The organism is Turicibacter sp. TJ11, from assembly GCF_021497505.1.
Lineage (GTDB): Bacteria > Bacillota_I > Bacilli_A > MOL361 > Turicibacteraceae > Turicibacter.
The window spans coordinates 868,029-886,788 of the sequence record NZ_CP069349.1 but is presented as its reverse complement, the minus strand read 5'-3'; the positions used below and the strand labels follow the sequence as shown (position 1 = coordinate 886,788).

Sequence of the window (18,760 nt, the reverse complement as noted above, 5' to 3'; positions counted from 1 at the left end):
AAAAGGGGATTAAGATCCCCTTTTTGGTTAGTTTTTAAGAAACTCTCGATACAATTTCATCAACGCACGTTTTTCAATGCGTGACACATAACTACGAGAAATTCCATAAGACTTAGCAATTTCTTGTTGTGTTTCTTCTTCTTGATTATTAAGTCCAAATCGACGAACAATAATGTCGCGTTCTCGTTGAGTCAGTGAATCTAAGTTGCGTTCAACTTTTTCAATAGCAAGCTGTTGAATAATCACATCATTTAAATCCTTCTCTTCATCTTTAACCACATCAATTAAACAAATCTCATTTCCCTCTTTATCGTATCCAATAGGATCGTATAATGAAACATCATTTCTCATTTTTTTAGTGGATCTAAATAGCATTAAAATTTCGTTATCAATGCAGCGAGCAGCATAGGTGGCTAGCTTTGTTCCTTTGTCAGGTGAAAAAGAGTCAATGGCTTTAATGAGTCCGATGGTTCCGATAGAAATTAAATCTTCTTTGTCGTCATTTTGACCTTGATATTTTTTTACAATATGAGCTACTAGTCTTAAGTTATGTTCAATTAACTTTTCGCGAGCCTCTTTATCGCCTTCTGCCATTTTGTTGAAGTAGTATTCTTCTTCCTCTGCGGTTAGTGGATTAGGAAATGCTTGATTATTAATTGCCCCCACAAGTGGAATGAGATTAGAGAAGAGTGAGGCAATAAATTGAAATAAAAACATAGAATAAAATCCTCCCTCATAAATCGACTTAGTAGATTATATGCACAACTTCTTGTCGATAGACTTAAAACTATAGTGAATTTATGTTAAAATTAAATGAATGCGTAGAAAAATGAAGGTTTACTATGAAACCGAAAGCATCGATAGGAAAGGAGAGATTCAGTTGCTTCATCATTTTATTGCCGATGAATATGTGAAAGATGTTTTCCAAATTGATTTAATGGCATTAAAAAACAATGGAAAGCGTGTGATTCTGACGGATCTTGATAATACATTAGTTGGTGCATCTGTAAAAAAACCAACTCAAGAAATTATTGATTTTTTAACAAATGCACAAAGTTTAGGATTTGAAGTGATTATCGTTTCAAATAATAAGAAAGAACGCGTTCTTCATTTTGCCGAAGATTTATCGATTAAAGCGGCACATCATAAAGCGTTAAAACCGTTAAAATTAAAATTACGTAAAATTTTAAAACAGTATGATCGCAATCAAGTCGTTATGATTGGAGATCAATTAATGACAGATGTGTTAGTCGCTAAGCGTTTAGGGTTATATACGATTTTAGTTGAACCGATTCATTTAGATTCAGATGAAAATTCAACAAAGTTTAATCGTCGTTTAGAGCGTTTTGTCGTGAAACAATTAAAGAAACGTCAGTTACCGACACCACCTTATTTAGATTAATCATCAAAATCATTTTTTCAAACAAATGGTTCAAGATCTTTGCATGATAGAAAGCTATTTGTTTGAACTGATTCAAACTAAGATTCATCTTACAGGGAAAACTTCACTCCCTTAGATCAATCATCTTTATTTAGTTTCTGATAAGTAGTGAAAAGATTAAGCTTTGAAAAGTGCATTGTAAGTAAAATTAAAAATCAGCTTTTCGTGCTTTCCCCTTTACATGATAAAAGCTTATGAAAATAAATCACGACGTATGAAGAAACGAGTTGTAGGAGGCCTTTAATGGAACAGTTAAAATGTATCGGTTGCGGAGCAACTATTCAAACCGAAAATCCAAAAGAAGTTGGATATACTCCGAAATCAAGTATTGAAAAAATGGAAAATCAAATTATTTATTGTCAACGTTGTTTTAAGTTAAAACACTATAATGAAATTCAAGATGTTTCGTTAACAAGTGATGATTTCTTAAAAATTTTACAACGTGTTGGAGATACAGATGCTTTAGTCATTAATATCGTTGATATTTTTGATTTTTCTGGAAGTATGGTGACGGGAATTTCACGTCATATTAACGGAAATGATATTTTATTAGTAGGAAATAAAGTGGACTTGTTACCGAAGTCAGTTAATAAAACAAAATTAAATCATTGGATGCGTCGTTCATTAAAAGAGATGGGGCTTAAACCATTAGATGTTGCTTTAGTAAGTGCTGCTAAAGGAATTGGAATCGATGAACTGATGGAAATGATTGAAAAATACCGCAAAGGTCGTGACGTTTATATTGTTGGATGTACGAATGTTGGAAAATCAACATTAGTTAACCGTATTATTAAACGCTTTACAGAAGAACGTGAAGACATTATTACGACATCACATTTCCCTGGAACGACTCTCGATATTATTGAAATTCCATTAGATGATCACACCTCAATCATCGATACACCAGGGATTATTAATGAGCATCAGTTAGCACACTATGTCTCTCCTAAAGTTTTAAAAGAAATTACACCGAAAAAAGAAATTAAAGCGGGAGTTTATCAATTAAATGATCAGCAAACACTATTTGTTGGTGGATTAGCACGTATGGACTTTGTTAAAGGAGAACGTACATCATTTATCACGCATTTTTCTAATTCATTACATATCCATCGTACAAAATTAGAAAAAGCAGATCAATTATGGGCTAATCAAGCAGGACAAGTGTTAAAGCCAATCGTTGAAGAAAACGGAACGCCAATGCCGTTAGAAAAACATGTGTATCGAATTGGAAATGAAAAAACAGACATTGTGATTTCTGGATTAGGATGGATTACGGTAGCGGGAACAGGTCAAGAAATTACAGTTCATGCACCTAAAGGAGTTGGCGTTATCTTACGTCCATCGTTAATTTAAGTCATTTTTTAAGATAAACTTGACAAAAGATACTAAATATGTAACAATTCGAGTTTGACGATATACTAAATGTTAAAAAGTAATTAAAACAAAAGATCAACTGGTCACAAAGAAGACATGCCAACCAAGCGCTCTGAGTTAGAAGCGCTAAATTATAAATACCAGTTAGAGGTGAAGTAATAATGTTAACAGGAAAACAAAAAAGTTATTTAAAAGGATTAGCACATACGATGCAACCGATTATTCAAGTTGGAAAAAACGGTGTGAACGATGCGTTAATCAAAACGGTTTATGATGCATTAGAAGCGCGCGAATTAATTAAAATCTCAGTATTACAAAACTGCTTTGAAGAACCAAAAGCGATTGCAGCAGAAATTGCTGAAGTCATTAATGCTGAGATCATTCAAGTCATTGGGAAAACGATTGTTTTCTACAAAGAATCAAGTAAGAAAAAACAAATCGTCTTACCAAAATAGTGATGATTGATTTAAACACATTAAAATTAAAAGTAAAAGAACAGCTGCCAACCAAGCGCTATGATCATACGTTAGGAGTTGTTACAACAAGTATCGAACTTGCTAATCGTTATCAAGCACCGGTGGAGTCCGTTCAAATCGCCGCTTTATTGCATGATATTGCAAAATATGTACCAAATGACCGTTTAAAAGAATTATTAGAACAGGCAAATGAGACACAGTATCTCACTTATAGCCCATTAGTTTGGCATGCACCAGCAGGTGCTATTGTCGCAAAAAAAGATTATCAAATTGAAGATTTAGAGATTTTGAATGCGATTAAATATCACACAACAGGTAAAGCAGCGATGACGACTCTTGAGAAAATTGTGTTTTTAGCCGATTATATAGAACCAGGTCGAAGTCAACCAGGTGTTGAAAGAATTCGTCAGTTAGCGACCGAGGATTTAAATGTCGCTGTCGCTCAGACACTTTCAGATACGGTTGCTTACTTAGGGGCTAAAGGAAATGGCGATATTCACCCAGACACATTAGCAGCGTATGAATACTATCGTCAATATTTATAATGGAGTTGATTTAATTGGAAAACTTATCAAAATTCGTAAAAGCATTAGATGAAAAACATGCAGAAGATATCGTTGTTTTAGATATGCAAAATCATTCACCAATTTATGATTACATGGTGATTACAACGGCTAAAAATGATCGTTTAGCACAAGGGATCATTCGTGAATTAAAAGATTTAGAAGGAACAACAGACTTAACATTAAAGCACATTGAAGGTGCACATCAAGCACAATGGGTACTTGCTGATTTTGGACGTATCATTGTTCATGTCTTTACACCAGAAACTCGTCTTGAGTATAATTTAGAAAAATTATGGGCCGATGTGCCTCGTGTTAATGTTGAAGGGATGTTAGCATAATGGCTTATGAAGCATTTTCATATTACTATGATATTTTAATGCAAGATGTTCCATATCATAAATGGATTGCTAAAACAAAGCAATATCTTCCGATCGGAAGTTCTATTTTAGACGTTGGATGTGGAACAGGAACCATTTCAATTCTTTTAGCTAAAGAAGGATATAATGTAACCGGAATTGACTTATCGGAGGATATGTTATCATTAGCGTATGAAAAAACATTATCTGAAGGATTAGGGATTCATTATGTCCAACAAGATATGTGTCGCTTAGAAGGATTTAGTGGATTTGATGGAGCGGTCATTTATGTCGATTCATTGAATTACTTGAAAAAAGATAATGAAGTGTTCCAAACCTTTGTTCATCTTTATGAAAGTTTAAAAGAGGGTGGCATTTTAATTTTTGATGTTCACTCACTATTTAAAGTCACTGAAATCTTTCAAGATTACTTATATGCTGATACAAACCCAGATTTAACATATATTTGGCATGTATGTGAAGGAAAATATCCATATAGTATCGAGCATGAACTAACATTCTTCAAACGTGAAGGCGATCGTTATGAGCGTTTCGAAGAAACGCATTACCAACGTACCTTCGCAATCGAAGAATATAAACAATGGTTAGAAGATATCGGATTTAAAATCTTAGAGATCTCAGCTGATTTCTTAGATGAAGCGCCGACAGAAGAAAGTGAGCGTATTATCTTCGTCGCACAAAAGTAAGTAATACTATCAACCTTTCTAGCTAATTTCAATAATAATTACTAGATTTGAAGCGAGATTTTATCGATAAAAAACATATCCAATATCCTTTTGATAAAAAATCAGAGGATATGGGGTGCAAAAATGGTTAAAAAAACTGGTCGAAAACGCATGACTTTGAGTGAAAACACACTTGAAGATATAACACTAAGAGAACTATATGAAGAGCATTTGGCTCATTGTAGAGTTAGAAGATTAAGTGAGTATACGATTGATACGTACATCTCAAACTATCGACTACTTGAGCAATGCTTAGGAGCAGATTATATCGTTAGTGAAACTGATGATTTAACAGTACAACGATATATAGATTTTCTAAGTGAGAATTACAGTGGCAAAACCACAACTATTAATTCGAGACTAAAATACGTAAGAACTCTATTCTACTTTGCCATTGAACGAGGGTATTGTAGACGAATGACGATTCACTTACTCAAAAGCAATCAAGAGAATAAGACCCCTTTAACTAAAGAGGAAGTACAGAAACTCATTGCTAGACCTGAGAAGGAAACCTTTAATGAGGTGAGAATGTGGACAATTACTAATCTTGTCTTATCGACTGGGATTCGCTCTCGTAATGTGCGTGAGGTGAAAGTCAGTGATTTGAATTTACAAAATAGGACTTTATATCTGCGAGATACTAAAAATCACAAACCACAAACTATTTATCTATCTCAAAGAATAACCAATATCCTCACTGACTGGTTAAAGCTAACAGGATTTAAGGGTGAAGTACCATTGTTTCCAACTGTTTACGGGGATCAAATGGAGCTACACATTTTAAAACAAGCCTTTACCAAGTATGCAGAAAAGAGAGGAGTAAAGACCTCGTTGCATATCCTTCGGCATACTTACGCAAGAGATTTGGTCAAAGCTGATGTCAATCCAGTAATTATAAAGGAGCTACTTAATCATTCGTCATTAGAGGTAACTAATCGCTACATTAAACTTTTTGGAGAAGAGATTCAGAAAGCAACTGATGGATTAGATACACTAGCTCAGTATCAAAAGAATCGTATCAAACTAAAATAAGGCACTCAATTACGAGTGTCTTTTATTTTTTTCGCATAAAACGACTAATTCCCACATATAATAGTCACACAAAGTCTAATCAAACTGAGGTGACTATGACAACAAAAATACAATCAGTTCAAAAATTAAAAGTTACAATCGTTGCAGAAACAGAAGAAGAGCGTAATGCTAAATACCAAATGATACGTGACGAAATGTATAATCAGTGGAGAGGATTAAATCTCTGCATGAGCCTACTAGCTACTCACCACACCTTAAACCAATACAATAGTGGTGCAGAGTATCGACTAAAATCTCAACTGAAAAAGATTGATACTCAAATTGGTAAGCAACAGAAAGTCATTGATGATCCTAAATCAAAAGAAAGTAAAGTTGAAGAAGCTCATCAAAAGATTGAAACCCTCAAAGAACAAGCAGAACAATTAAAGCAAGACTTTGAGGATAAGAAAGAGTATCGCACTGATATTGATGTTAAATTCAATGAGATGTACTTAAAAGACATTCATCAAATTCTAGTTAATCAAATTAATTTCATATCAACTGAAACTGCATCTTGCGTGGTGAATAGAGCAAACAAAGATTTCAAAAATTCTCTTTCTGATTATATGAAAGGGAATGCAAGTCTAATTAGCTATAAGCGTAGTTTCCCTTTAATGCTAAAAGGTCGTTCCGATGCTAAGTATGAAAAAGAAGATTATCGTGGTGGTCTCCACATTTACTACGAAGGTGATGAAGTCCACATTCGTTGGGTTAAGGGAATTGTATTCAAAGTCATTACTGGCAATAATCCAACTCGTAATATTGATTTAAAATACACATTGAACAACCTAGTCAATGGTCAATATCGTATCAGTCAATCTCAATTAAAGTTTGACAAAAACAACCACTTGATTCTTATGTTGAATTATCGTTACAATAAAGAAGTAGAGCCAAGCTATGTCGAAAATCGTACTCTAGGTGTTGACTTGGGAATCGCCATTCCTGCTTATGCTTGTCTATCAGATGATACCTATATACGCAGAGGATTTGGTAGCTACACAGATTTTAAGCGTGTGCGAGATCAATTTGCCAAACGTAGAAGTCAACTGCAAAAATCATTAGTCATGGTTAAAGGTGGAAAAGGTCGTACTAAGAAGTTAAAAGCTATGCAACAATTCAGAGATAAAGAGCGCAACTTCGCTAGAACTTACAATCACCAACTTTCTCATAAGATTGTTAAATTTGCTAAAGACAACAAATGTCAATTTATCAATCTTGAGCATTTGACTAAGGAAGGTTTTGACAATCGTCTACTTGCTAGTTGGTCATACTATGAGCTACAAACGATGATTAAGTACAAAGCTGATAGAGAAGGTATTGAAGTTAGATTTGTTGATCCTGCTTATACAAGTCAAACGTGTAGTCACTGCGGTCATGTTGATAAGGAAAATCGTAAGTCTCAAGCTAAGTTTGAGTGTACTGAATGTAAACTCACACTTAATGCCGATCATAATGCAGCTATAAATATTGCTAGAAGTACAAATTTTGTTAAAGAAGATAAAAACGACGATTAATTTCGTCAGGGCTGATTTTACCGCCTTAAGCTGAGGGCAGATAGCCACTCGGTAAACTCCTTAGAATTGAATTTGAGGGTAGATACCCACTGAAATTGTAAGGGGTATAAAACTACCATCTTTGGTGAATGTTTCATGTTTAAGGTAGATACCCACTGAAATTGTAAGGGGTATAAAACACACATTTGATGAAGTTGACAATCATCTCGCGGTAGATACCCACTGACTTCCAAATCATATAAACACATAATAGAAAATAACCTAAAAATTAGCACTCCATCGTGAGTGTTTTCTTTTTGTACTCAACCCCAGTTTGGAGTTAGTTTTGGGTTGAGTTTACACTCAATCATACCAACGTCAAACAAACTAACGATTTTTAATTAATTATTTTTACCTACAATGTCAAATGAAATGGGTAAAAATGGGTAAAAAATTTTACATAAATAAATAGTAGAATAATAATAAGTAATAGAATAATATGAGTGTCGCTACTGCGTAGCTCCCCTTTGTGACCTAACTGCAATAGTTGAATTAAACTCAATTACACCACGTAAACGACTTTACACACTCTCTCAGACCTACGTAATGGGCGATTACAGCGTTGTAAGGCTTAGGGGTAAAATTATACCAACCACACTGTAAAGGCTCTCAGATTGGCGATTAGATAGGGCATTCTAGCAAATAACAGTGAGATATGATGCAAACTCCACAACGGACATTTTTGTCCATAACTCAACTACCACAAAGCACTATAACTAATAGTTATATTGGTGTAACTGCGAGCTATTTCAATGGCTACCACTCTAACATTAATTCTACGCTCAGTATCTCCTAGTTTATGGCACTTCTGAGAGTTTGTAGCATCTACCCTACAAATTATACTAGGCAAGTCCTATCGCTCCTCAAATGGGCGAAAAACGGGCAAATACGAGGTGTTAAACTGACCCTAGCTCTAAGAGTAACTTCCTCTTTAAAAGGGTCGTTAAAATATTCTACCCCAAAGCAGGGTATCGTGTTCACTGACTACCTTATGTAAGGGTATCGGCATAGATTAGCTTATACGCTCTTTCAGACCGTCAGAAACCCACCTATTTGCTCTTGTAAGCGTTTCCCAGTGTTATTTATAGGGTAAAGGTTAAAGGCTCTTAAATCGCCTAAAAACGTGGTATAAACGAGCGTATAATTCAAATTGCGATTGAGATTCGAGTCACAAAAAAAATTTTTTTCAATTTAAAATTTTGAAAAATGAATCAAAACCGAAAAATTGGTTATCTATTTCTAATAATCTTTAGATTATTAGAAAGTAGATAATTATAAAAAAGTTTTTGGAAAGTGTCACATTTTGAATATGGGTAGCATATGCTATTGCATAAGCAACTATGCAAGTGCATAGCACAAGCAAGGTGCAAAGCAAAAGCCTACCTGCCACCACTATACCCTTGTGTATTCTGCAATTAATTAAATAAAATTACCTACTCAATTAGATTAAGTTACCTACATGGTAGCTTATTTTTTTTGCTAAAGTTACTAACTTCAAATTGCTATTGCAATCTACATACATATTGCAGTAGTGAGGGTTATTGCAATTACAATAGGCTCTATTGCAAATTGAATAAGATTTATTGGAATCATCATACTATTTATTGGTAATGCAACATGGAATACTGTGTTGTGATGGCAATAGATTTTACTGCATTTTATTTGATCTGCAATAAATCCTAATCTCGCAAAATGGAGAAGTTGTAAATAAAATTATACAATTAATTCAATTTGACGCTTACTTATGTGAGTAATTTATTTACAAGTGTAAGTCATTTTGGTAAAAGAAGAAAAAATGCTCGACTCTCGTAAACGTTGATATTACAACATTTTTTGAAAATAATTTGAGAAAAAGTTTAAATTAATTTACATGAGTATAATAACGAAATTGAGAGGTGCATAAATATCTTTTTTTTTGAAGAATGTGATAACACCAGTGCTTGTAGGGTGTTTTTACCAAAGTAATCATAATAATTTACAACGGATATATATACGAAATTGAAGTTTTCACAATTTACCACCATAAAACATAATTGCAAAACATGATAACCTCAATGTTTATGAGCATTTTTCTTCTTAAATCCCCTTTTTATTTACAACGGATATATATAGCAACTTGCAAATACATAACTACACATTATTTCACCTCATTAAAAACATGATAAAATCAATGCTTTGAGCTACATGGATTAGACACTTTTAAGTTTTGTCTGTAAGGGTAGAGAGTGCATAGAAATTACTTTTCTCGATTGTCGTAAAAGTGCCTCAACCCCAAGAAGTACTTGGGGTTTTGGCGTACTTTTGGCGTACTCACCCTAATGCTTTACATGATAGATATAACAACGCAATTTTGCACTATATGTTTTTTGAGCAATATTGCAAAGGTGGAAAACTCAAATATTGTGAAGTATGTGGCAAGTTGATTTTAGCTACAAACAATAAAGCTAAATATTGTAAACCTTGTGCAAAAAAGGTAAATATTGAAAAAACAAACTCAAAAATAGATTGCAAAATGGAAAATTATTGAAATAGAAAAACCGCTAGACCCCAAGTACTTCTTGGGGTTTTGGGCATTTTTAACCAAGTCTTTAGGTTACACCAATTTGAGGTAGAGAAGAAGAGGAAGTAGCCTTCTATCTACCTAACCTCATAACTCCATACCTATTCATACTGATTTCGTGGAAAAAATTGGGGAACGGAATAGGATAGAGAGTAACACAACTAAGGACACAAGATTGACACACTTTATGACAACCCCCAATGGTCTATCAATAGGTAGAGACAACTAGCACTATTTATGAGTGCTTTTTTTGTTGTTGTCTTAAAAAAAATAACGTTTGTGTAATCAACAATAACACAATCAAATAACGAGAAAGGAATGATTAAAATGATAACTTATAGCAAAGTAAAAGAATTAAAAGTAGGAGAGAAATATAAATATTGGGAATTGTGTGGCAAGTTTAATGAAGAAGAAGTACGTGGTAGGTCTCGTATGATTCAGCTTGATAAATGGCGAAGATTCTTCTCTTGGCATAGCGAGGGTAAGACTAAGGCTTGTTACTTTGTAATTGATAAGATTTACAAGGAAGTTGAAACCCGCTACGAGGTTGAAGGAAAGCTATTTAATAACAGATCAGAAGCAGAAGAATATGCTAAGTCGTTGTAAATACGTTTAGTTTATTAGAAATGAAAAATGAAAGGAATGATGTTGATGAAAACAATCAAATTAGACAAATCAAAATTTTTAAGTGAGCAAATTACACATGAGGATGTGAAAGGTTGGATTGATACATACAAACAAGGTGAGCAAGTTATTGTTAAGATTGGCTGTGCAACAGGAATGGGAAAAACTCACTTCATTAACAATACAATTACCAGCTTCTTAGAGTCGGAAGATTTATATATGCTATATCTATCACCACGCAGTAACTTAAACGCACAACAAATCGCAGACACAGAAGGATTAGAATGTGTGAATCGTTACGGGATTACAACAACTCAAAGTTTACAACAAATGCTAGTTGAATCAGAAGATTATGTCAGAGAGCAGGAAGATGAGAATGTTGTTAAGAAAAGTGACTTGCCTACTTTTGACATTATCGTGGTAGATGAATCTCACTTATTAGTAAATGATTCACTATTTAATCAAGAGTCACTATTAGTGTTGAATTGGCTAAAAGAACAAAATAAAATTGTCATCTTCCTAAGTGGTACAGGTCACAATCTATTTAGCCAAGAACTGTCACCGAATGAAATTAGCTACACTTCTGATGATGATTACTCAATGGTTAAAGAGGTTGTTATTGCAAATTCAGATGAGCAATTAATCGAAAAGACAAATGAAATTTACACTAATCTTAAAGAAAATGAGAAGATCTTAATCATCACAGAGAAACTACTAACTGGTAAAGGTGAAGATACTCAATTGTCAAAATGGAGCAGAACACTACCAAGCGACCAAGTTTCATTCGTTTATTCTAAAGGTAGTGACAACAAATTCAAAATGTTTAAAGCACAACAAGGTGAAATCAAAGATGGAACATTCTCAACACCTGTATTGGTAGGAACTAAAACTATTGCAGAGGGGATTAACGTAACAGACACAAATTGCAAGTATCTCATTCAAAACTTCTCTGATGAAGATACACACCTACAAGCAAATGGTCGATTACGCAATCGTGAAGGAATTACTTTAGTTGTACGTGCTTACAACAATATGGAACTGAATGGGAAAGTTAGAGCGTTGAATGAGAAGTACGGTGTAGCGATTGACGCTTATGGTAATGACGAAAAGATTAAAGTTGTTCAAATGAGATTTAAAAATAAAATTCATGGACTACCAAATGGATTTTATCGAGATTCAAATGGAGTAATCAAAATCAACAAGTCAGAGATGATTGCAGTATTGGATACAATTAATCAATATAAATATGCAATTGCTCACAAAGAAGGTCATGCAGGTGTGTTGAAAGAATTGTATACCAATCTACAAGTAGCTGGTGACAAAATCATTGATATGGATGATGTTGAGAACATGATGGCAGATAAAGAACTGATTGCTTACTTTGAGAAGTCTATTGAGATTGGTGAAAAGTTTGTTACAGACGAACAAAAAGATACTTTAGTTAGATTCTGCAACTGTCGAGATAAGCAAGGTCGATTAGTTAAAACTCCTAAAGCTATCAACAAGATTCTAACTGCTTGTGGGATTGATTACGAAATTAAAACCAAAAGAACTAATAAAAGAGTTGAGGGGAAAGTTGTAGCTGTGAATTATTGGATCATTGAAAAATAAATTAATTTGTGTACCAAATTTTGTAAAAGTCTTATAAATATTATAAGAGTATTACAAGTTTTAGTACACATTGAGTTTTTGGCATAAAAAAATGAAAGGATGATTAAGATGATGAATAAAGAAATGAAAGAAATGAATGAAGTAATTAATAAGGTGAATAGACGAGTATACGGTGTAGGTTACCTAGGTGACACATTAACAGTTGACGAAAATGGAAATCGCAAGAAATCATATGTAGCGTGGAAGGAAATGGTTCGCCGTTGTTATTCGAATAAAAAAGAAGCGAAGAAACATCAAGCATATGAAAACTGTACTGTGTGTGAACGTTGGTTATGTTTTGCTAACTTTGAGAAAGACATTGTGAATCTACCTGGTTATGAGGAATGGCTAAAAGGTGAAGTCCGAATGTCACTTGATAAAGATATTTTGCAGTACGGAGCTGAACACAAAGTGTACTCGCGTGAGACGTGTATGTTTGTTCCGCAGTCCATCAATTCGCAAGTAGCAAAGAGAGAGACGAGAGAGGTCGTGTGTGTCAATGCAGAGACAGGTGAGCTTCGAGTCATTAATAATCTGCACGAAGAGTGGGGAGCTAAGAGTGGAAATATCATCAACGTTTGCAAAGGAATTGGTGGAAATCAAGCATATGGACATTACTGGTGGTATGATGACTTTTTATTCGATGTAATGGATAAATTCGATAAAGTTAAGGATGGCTTAACCCAAGAGCAAATGAAGAAAATGAATAAGATGATTGATGAGTGTAACATTCAGAAATTGAATAAATATTTAGATAAAATTTTACTTTCTACATACCAAAAAGTATAAAACGTAATCTAATTTATGTATAATACTCTCAAAAATAACAAAAATAATTTTTTACATTTTTTACATAAGGTGGTTGGAAGCCAAGTACTTCTTGGGGTTTATTTTTAAAATGTTTCGGTTTACAATGTTGCAATTTATTAAAAAAATCAAAAACACGCTATAATATAAATGAAGGGAAAAATAAAAAAGATACACGAAAAGCAGTTGACTTCAGCAACAGTTCGTGTATAATGTATTCACAATTTTGGAAGTTGATGTTGGTAAGCTGTATGTGGATATAAACTCTGGTTTCCACAATTTAAAAGAAATCCCCCAAGAAATCTACTAGGTCTTTAGCCTAGTAGCAGTTGACTTACAGATTCATTCTATATCATATTGTATGCAACGTCAATAGAAATATGCAAAAAACGTAAAAAAATTTTACATTGGAAATGAAAGGGAAGATGAAAACATGGCAAGAAAGAGTAAATATGATGAGTTAGTGAATCAAACTTTTAAGGTTGAATATAACAATGAAACCTTTGAGATAGACGTACTCGGTACTGAGATGGTTGAGAAGGTATCAAAGAAAACTGGTCGTAAGTACAAAGTAAGACGATTATGGGTTGGCTTAACTGGAAGTGCAACTGAGTTAGAGATTGGGACACAGTCATGGAATAAAAAGTCATTCATGAAGAGATTGTTAAAGGAAAGCGAAGTTGAAGAAGTTAAGCAAAGCACTATTCGTATTGTTGATGGAGTTGCATATGGCGATGTTGAAGATTTAGTCGAACTTGGAATGAAGAGTGGAATGTACAAATACTACCGCACTAAATATTCATACAAATCTTATAAGGAGCGACTTGATAACCTATACGATTTACATATGAGTGGTGATTCTAATGGTGCTGTTGAAAAAATGAAAGAATTGTCTGCCGAGGTTAAACGATTCAAAGGAATTTATGAAGCAATCAACATGTGTGAAGCAAAAGGAACATTAAGACTAATCGACTTAAACCTAGAGCAATATTGTAGAGGGTTATTTTACGAGGTCTATGGTGAAAAATTAATTCAACTAATTGACTCATATAAAAGCAAAGTAATGCTTGAGTGGTGGAAGGGGATTGGCAATAGTGGATTTGGTAGTAGTCTTGCTTTCTGTAAATTTGGATTCAACAAATGCAAAGATGAGCGAGAAGTGAAACGATTATATCGAAAATTGAGCAAGGAGCTACACCCAGATTTAGGGGGCGACCAAGCTAAATTCATCGAGATGAAGAAAGAGTACGATAAAACATTAGAAAGATTAAGTGCATAGGCGTAATCGTGCGAGAATCAACGTGTGAGAGGTTTTGGAAGTTGAGTAGACAAATTATAAGGGTAAATGCTGAAACCTCTTACACGCAAGAAAATCAATGAAAAATGAAAAATGAAAGGATGATGAAAATATGGCAAACGTGAATTTATACAAATTAACAGGTGAAGTATTTAAAGTACAAGTAGAAGGGAAAAAGGAAAAAGCAATTACGAATGAAGTAAATATTACGTATCGTGAAGCAGAGCGATTAGGGTGTGTAATTGCATTTGGAGAGTCTCAATTAATGGAATGGATTTATGCTAATCGTGGTATTGAGCTAGATCAACTAGGTAAAATCGCAGGAGAGTTGAAAACTAAAATTCGTAACAGTCAAGGTGATGAGAAAGAGCAATACAAAAAGGAATTGCATGAATCGTTGTTCGTAGACGAGATTGTGCAAGTCGAAATCAAAAGCAAAAAGTTATTCAACAAGATTTCAAAAGGATTCACTCTCAATGGGCAACCTTATACATATCTCGTTTCAAAAGGGAAACAGACTCTGACTTTTATTAAACAAGAATTATACCAAAAATTTGCAGAAAAATTAAACGGTGGTCGTAATGTTAATACACCAATCAATGCGAGTAAATTGTCTGCATACAAATCATTAGCAATGACTGACTCAAAGAAAGTATCAGCTCCTAATAAAGTAATCGTAGTGCCTGAGCAAGAAGTACAATTCCAAGCTGAATACACATGGGTAGGGGAGTATGAGATTGAGAATAGAAATGAGATTGTAAGTCGAACTGTTAATGACGGGGCATCGCTAATCTCAATTGACTTGGGTATGCGTTGGTCACAAGAACTGGGTAAAGATGAGATGATTAGTGCATTTCAGGTACGTCAGATGTTTACCAAAGGTGTGCAATATGTCGTAGATTTTCAAAGATATTTTCAAGAGCAAGGAATTACTCATATCACTGATGCGTGGGGGCATGAACAATCTGTTCAAAATGTGGAATGTATTCTCAACGCTAGTCAGGTGAAGCTATGGTCAGCTTATGACTCATGTGAAGATTGGTTAGCAAATGCAGATAAATTCGGGTATGGTTGGCGAATTGGAAAGTATAGCAAAAAGAGTAGTTCACATAAATCAAATTACCAACAATTAATTACATACGAGGACTTAACAGATAATGACATTAAGGAATTAATCACACCAAGTGTTTCGCACATTAACAAGGTACAGTCGAGTTGGGAACATCAGGTGTTATATCTAAATGGTCGAGATATGGATGAGGATTTTGAAATTGGAGATGCCAATATCGCAACTGCTTTAATGATTGAGCCTCGACTAGCTAAAGATAGATTTGTTCGTGCTAAAATTATGAGAAATTTGAGAAGAACTAAGAAGGATATGGGAACAGGAAGCTTGTTACTGGAGAAAGAATCATATTTCAGAATTGGACTGCCTGATCCTTTACAGCTACTACAAGGAATGATTGGGATTGAAAATGCACAAGGAAGTTTACAATCAAATGAAATCTTCTGTCGTGCGTTTAACAGTGGAGAAGAAATGTTAGTTTTCCGCAGTCCTATGCTCGTTCATGAGAATATTGCAAAAGTAAAAAATGCCCACCTTAACAGTGAGCATGAGTTTTTATATGAATATTTAGATGATACAGTTATTGTATTTAATGGTTTGGATATGCTCCCTGAGACACTGTGCGGCAGCGATTGGGACGGCGACTCATTCCAAATCACTCAACCAGTCTTAATGAGTAAACACAAAAAGTCCCTACCTATCTGTTGTTCTAACCTAGGTGGAGGAACAAAAGAGATTATTGTTGATGAAGTACCACTTCTAAAAGCAGCGAGTATCATGTGTAGTTCAAGTATTCCGTCAATCGGATCGGTAATCAATGATGCCACCGCAATGTTCTCGGTTTTATCTACACTTGAAAAAGACAGTGAAGATTATCTTGAAATGCGTAATCGCTTAAAGCACATGGTTCGCATATCACAGAGCGTAATTGATTGTGCCAAAAACGGAAAGTATTACCATACTCCTATTGAATGGTTAAAAGGTGATGACCACTTAGCTACTCAAAAGAGAAAACCAATGTTCCAAATGGACAAGTATGATAATAAAAAAGCTGACTTAAACAGATTAAAAGATAAAATCAACTTCTTGTCACTTGCTAACTTCGGGATGCTATTTGCAGATTTATTAAAAGTTGAAGAAGATAAATTGACTGCCAATCAAATCGAGCTTATTCAACTTTATAATGATAACTGCAATGTATTCGTACACGATAACAATACCATGAATCGCATTCACGAGCAAGTGCATACTCAACTAAAAGAAGATAGTTCTTCAATTAAAGTTGATAAATCAACAAAAGAACTTCTACAAACAAGTTTAACATATGAAATGCGAATAGTCAATGAGCTAAAACAAATTTTAACAACATATAGCGAAGACGTAAAAGAGTTTAAAGTGAATACTAAAAATACGATTATTGACGCTGAGGAAAGAAAACAACTCAACAAAACTTACATCACTAATCGTCAAGATAAACTCATCGAAGATATTCAAGCACTAGGCAATACTGAGGTAGTAACTAATGCCTTTGTTGATATTGTGTATTCAACAAGTAGATTCTCTGAAATTATGTGGTCTTGTGTTGGTGAGCAAATCATCGAGAATCTGTTAGCAAAAAACAATAACATTATGAAAGTTATCGTTAAAGATGATAATGGTAGTATCGACTACTTAGGTGAAAAATATACAGTAATTGAAAAGGAAATGAAGTAACAATAAACATTGAAAGGGATGATGAAGATATGGCAATTGAAATGCACAAATTGGTGATGAATGAATATGAGTTGGTTGATGGGTTGGTGAATAACCCACTCGACTCTCAACTGAAAGGAATTATTGATTACTATTGCGGTAAGATCAACTCACGATTAATCGACCGAGTTAATAGATACTTGTTGATGAATGGAGTTACAAATGAAGAAGAGAGAATCAAATTAATTAGTGAGCAACTTGATAAATACAATATGCTTTACAATCGACAAGTAATCGAGAAACAGTTGCAACACGATTTTGTACCACTACGTAAAAGCGATGAAAGAATTAAATACTACCAAAGTGAAATTGACATAATTAATTCGTTAGGAAGTTGGAAATTAAAGAAGTTTGCATTTGCTATCTTAACTTTTGCCAAATATGAGTTAATTGTGCGTGGTGAAGCTAAGTTACTTAATGATTATGACCACATGGCTGATTTATACAACTTGTGTGAGCCAGGTGGAATATCAAGAGAAAAGATGTACTTGTTATTGCATGAATTAGTTAAGAGAGATTTAATTCGTATTCCAATCTCATTAGATAAATATGAAAAGATTGAGGTTAAGTACGTGAGCATTGGTGATGAAGATGTTGTGTATGAGTTAGGTAATACTGATGTATTCAAAATGGGAGAAGTATTTGAGCGAATTTTTGGGGAGTTTCGTCATGAAGTGCAAAAAACTATTTTAGAGATTTCACTTGTTGAGGATTTTCATGCGGTTCATAGCTCGATTGGTGAAGCAGTTAGACATCATAACAATAGATGTGGGAATAAGTTAGAGAAAGGTCATGTAAGTAGATGTATAGCATTTAGCTCAATAAGTGCAGGAAATAGTGCTTTCATTGAGATTGATTTCGATGATAAAGATGACGTAGAATACATCAAACGTATTTGCAACTTTGTAAGATTTCAAATCAAACCAAATTACACTAAGGCTAAAAAGTTAAAATGGAATTGGATCATTAGTCGTGACCTTATTTGTGCTAAATGTGGTGATGAGATTGTAGTGCGTGAGGGAGAGTTATGCCGAAGAGGAAGAAAGTTGTGTCTAAATGTAGCCTAAAAAGGACACGAAAAGGACACATTTCATGATAACCTCCGAGGGCATAACCAATGGTAATAACAATTACTAATATTTTATATAAGAATTAGAAAGCGAGGTGATTCGTATGGGATATGAACCGAATAAAATGTGCAAACGATTTGTCGATGTGAATAAATTGCGTGAAGTTGAAGGACAGTTGTTTGGAAGTGTTAAGGCATTAGAACGAGCAATTGGCTGGGACGCTTACACAAGTGGAAATATGAAACATTGTGATTTGAAACGACTACAACATTATTGTGAACTTAAATTTGAACAAGACTCCCAGCGAGTCACAGTCGTAAAAGTATATTAACAATTAAATAGAAGAGGTGG

The 18,760-nt window shown here is 34.1% G+C and carries 16 protein-coding genes; 15 read left to right on the top strand and 1 reads right to left on the bottom strand.

Going from position 1 to position 18,760, the window contains the following annotated elements; translation table 11 throughout:
* Positions 1 to 27 precede the first annotated feature (27 nt).
* Positions 28 to 717, bottom strand: coding sequence for an RNA polymerase sporulation sigma factor SigK (gene sigK / locus JRC48_RS04155; RefSeq protein WP_235070604.1), 690 nt, complete (start codon positions 715 to 717; stop codon positions 28 to 30).
* A gap of 163 nt (positions 718 to 880) precedes the next feature.
* Between sigK and JRC48_RS04150 the strand changes: the two genes are divergently transcribed.
* The 15 genes from JRC48_RS04150 (at position 881) to JRC48_RS04080 (ending at position 18,740) form a co-directional block, all read left to right on the top strand.
* Positions 881 to 1,402 carry a YqeG family HAD IIIA-type phosphatase gene (locus JRC48_RS04150; protein ID WP_235070603.1) on the top strand — a complete coding sequence of 174 codons (522 nt, stop codon included), beginning with the start codon at positions 881 to 883 and terminating at the stop codon, positions 1,400 to 1,402.
* A gap of 282 nt (positions 1,403 to 1,684) precedes the next feature.
* Complete coding sequence (yqeH, locus tag JRC48_RS04145; RefSeq protein ID WP_235070602.1) at positions 1,685 to 2,794, top strand: ribosome biogenesis GTPase YqeH; 1,110 nt, start codon at positions 1,685 to 1,687, stop codon at positions 2,792 to 2,794.
* A gap of 182 nt (positions 2,795 to 2,976) precedes the next feature.
* Positions 2,977 to 3,270 carry a ribosome assembly RNA-binding protein YhbY gene (yhbY, locus tag JRC48_RS04140; protein ID WP_235070601.1) on the top strand — a complete coding sequence of 98 codons (294 nt, stop codon included), beginning with the start codon at positions 2,977 to 2,979 and terminating at the stop codon, positions 3,268 to 3,270.
* 2 nt (positions 3,271 to 3,272) lie between these two features.
* Positions 3,273 to 3,836 carry a bis(5'-nucleosyl)-tetraphosphatase (symmetrical) YqeK gene (gene yqeK, locus JRC48_RS04135; protein ID WP_235070600.1) on the top strand — a complete coding sequence of 188 codons (564 nt, stop codon included), beginning with the start codon at positions 3,273 to 3,275 and terminating at the stop codon, positions 3,834 to 3,836.
* A gap of 14 nt (positions 3,837 to 3,850) precedes the next feature.
* The gene (rsfS, locus tag JRC48_RS04130) at positions 3,851 to 4,195 is read left to right on the top strand and encodes a ribosome silencing factor (protein ID WP_235070599.1); all 345 of its coding nucleotides are present in this window, start codon (positions 3,851 to 3,853) and stop codon (positions 4,193 to 4,195) included.
* Complete coding sequence (locus JRC48_RS04125; RefSeq protein ID WP_304941329.1) at positions 4,195 to 4,920, top strand: class I SAM-dependent methyltransferase; 726 nt, start codon at positions 4,195 to 4,197, stop codon at positions 4,918 to 4,920. The genes rsfS and JRC48_RS04125 overlap by 1 nt, the downstream gene beginning before the upstream one ends.
* Positions 4,921 to 5,043: 123 nt before the next feature.
* Entirely contained in the window at positions 5,044 to 5,991 is a 948-nt protein-coding gene (locus JRC48_RS04120) for a site-specific integrase (RefSeq protein ID WP_235070598.1), read from the top strand.
* A gap of 95 nt (positions 5,992 to 6,086) precedes the next feature.
* Positions 6,087 to 7,544 (top strand): RNA-guided endonuclease TnpB family protein, encoded by a 1,458-nt coding sequence (locus JRC48_RS04115; protein ID WP_235070597.1) that lies wholly within the window; start codon positions 6,087 to 6,089, stop codon positions 7,542 to 7,544.
* A 2,917-nt stretch (positions 7,545 to 10,461) separates the two neighbouring features.
* Positions 10,462 to 10,749 (top strand): hypothetical protein, encoded by a 288-nt coding sequence (locus tag JRC48_RS04110; RefSeq protein WP_235070596.1) that lies wholly within the window; start codon positions 10,462 to 10,464, stop codon positions 10,747 to 10,749.
* Between the two features lie 45 nt (positions 10,750 to 10,794).
* Positions 10,795 to 12,378 (top strand): DEAD/DEAH box helicase family protein, encoded by a 1,584-nt coding sequence (locus JRC48_RS04105; RefSeq protein WP_235070595.1) that lies wholly within the window; start codon positions 10,795 to 10,797, stop codon positions 12,376 to 12,378.
* Positions 12,379 to 12,486: 108 nt separating this feature from the next.
* Positions 12,487 to 13,206: a hypothetical protein gene (locus JRC48_RS04100; protein WP_235070594.1), complete on the top strand. Its 720-nt coding sequence runs from the start codon at positions 12,487 to 12,489 to the stop codon at positions 13,204 to 13,206.
* A 451-nt stretch (positions 13,207 to 13,657) separates the two neighbouring features.
* On the top strand, positions 13,658 to 14,503 hold the full coding sequence (locus tag JRC48_RS04095) for a hypothetical protein (protein ID WP_235070593.1): 846 nt from the start codon (positions 13,658 to 13,660) through the stop codon (positions 14,501 to 14,503).
* Positions 14,504 to 14,633: 130 nt separating this feature from the next.
* Complete coding sequence (locus JRC48_RS04090) at positions 14,634 to 17,300, top strand: hypothetical protein (protein ID WP_235070592.1); 2,667 nt, start codon at positions 14,634 to 14,636, stop codon at positions 17,298 to 17,300.
* A gap of 29 nt (positions 17,301 to 17,329) precedes the next feature.
* The gene (locus JRC48_RS04085) at positions 17,330 to 18,406 is read left to right on the top strand and encodes a hypothetical protein (protein ID WP_235070591.1); all 1,077 of its coding nucleotides are present in this window, start codon (positions 17,330 to 17,332) and stop codon (positions 18,404 to 18,406) included.
* Positions 18,407 to 18,512: 106 nt separating this feature from the next.
* Entirely contained in the window at positions 18,513 to 18,740 is a 228-nt protein-coding gene (locus JRC48_RS04080) for a hypothetical protein (RefSeq protein WP_235070590.1), read from the top strand.
* Positions 18,741 to 18,760 lie beyond the last annotated feature (20 nt).

Bases quoted from the DNA above. Each gene is read 5' to 3' on its own strand.
- JRC48_RS04095 (WP_235070593.1), top strand. From the start codon at position 13,658: ATGGCAAGAAAGAGTAAATATGATGAGTTAGTGAATCAAACTTTTAAG.
- JRC48_RS04080 (WP_235070590.1), top strand. From the start codon at position 18,513: ATGGGATATGAACCGAATAAAATGTGCAAACGATTTGTCGATGTGAAT.
- JRC48_RS04090 (WP_235070592.1), top strand. From the start codon at position 14,634: ATGGCAAACGTGAATTTATACAAATTAACAGGTGAAGTATTTAAAGTA.
- JRC48_RS04110 (WP_235070596.1), top strand. From the start codon at position 10,462: ATGATTAAAATGATAACTTATAGCAAAGTAAAAGAATTAAAAGTAGGA.
- yhbY (WP_235070601.1), top strand. From the start codon at position 2,977: ATGTTAACAGGAAAACAAAAAAGTTATTTAAAAGGATTAGCACATACG.
- JRC48_RS04120 (WP_235070598.1), top strand. From the start codon at position 5,044: ATGGTTAAAAAAACTGGTCGAAAACGCATGACTTTGAGTGAAAACACA.
- JRC48_RS04100 (WP_235070594.1), top strand. From the start codon at position 12,487: ATGATGAATAAAGAAATGAAAGAAATGAATGAAGTAATTAATAAGGTG.
- yqeK (WP_235070600.1), top strand. From the start codon at position 3,273: ATGATTGATTTAAACACATTAAAATTAAAAGTAAAAGAACAGCTGCCA.
- yqeH (WP_235070602.1), top strand. From the start codon at position 1,685: ATGGAACAGTTAAAATGTATCGGTTGCGGAGCAACTATTCAAACCGAA.
- sigK (WP_235070604.1), bottom strand. From the start codon at position 717: ATGTTTTTATTTCAATTTATTGCCTCACTCTTCTCTAATCTCATTCCA.
- JRC48_RS04105 (WP_235070595.1), top strand. From the start codon at position 10,795: ATGAAAACAATCAAATTAGACAAATCAAAATTTTTAAGTGAGCAAATT.
- JRC48_RS04115 (WP_235070597.1), top strand. From the start codon at position 6,087: ATGACAACAAAAATACAATCAGTTCAAAAATTAAAAGTTACAATCGTT.
- JRC48_RS04125 (WP_304941329.1), top strand. From the start codon at position 4,195: ATGGCTTATGAAGCATTTTCATATTACTATGATATTTTAATGCAAGAT.
- JRC48_RS04085 (WP_235070591.1), top strand. From the start codon at position 17,330: ATGGCAATTGAAATGCACAAATTGGTGATGAATGAATATGAGTTGGTT.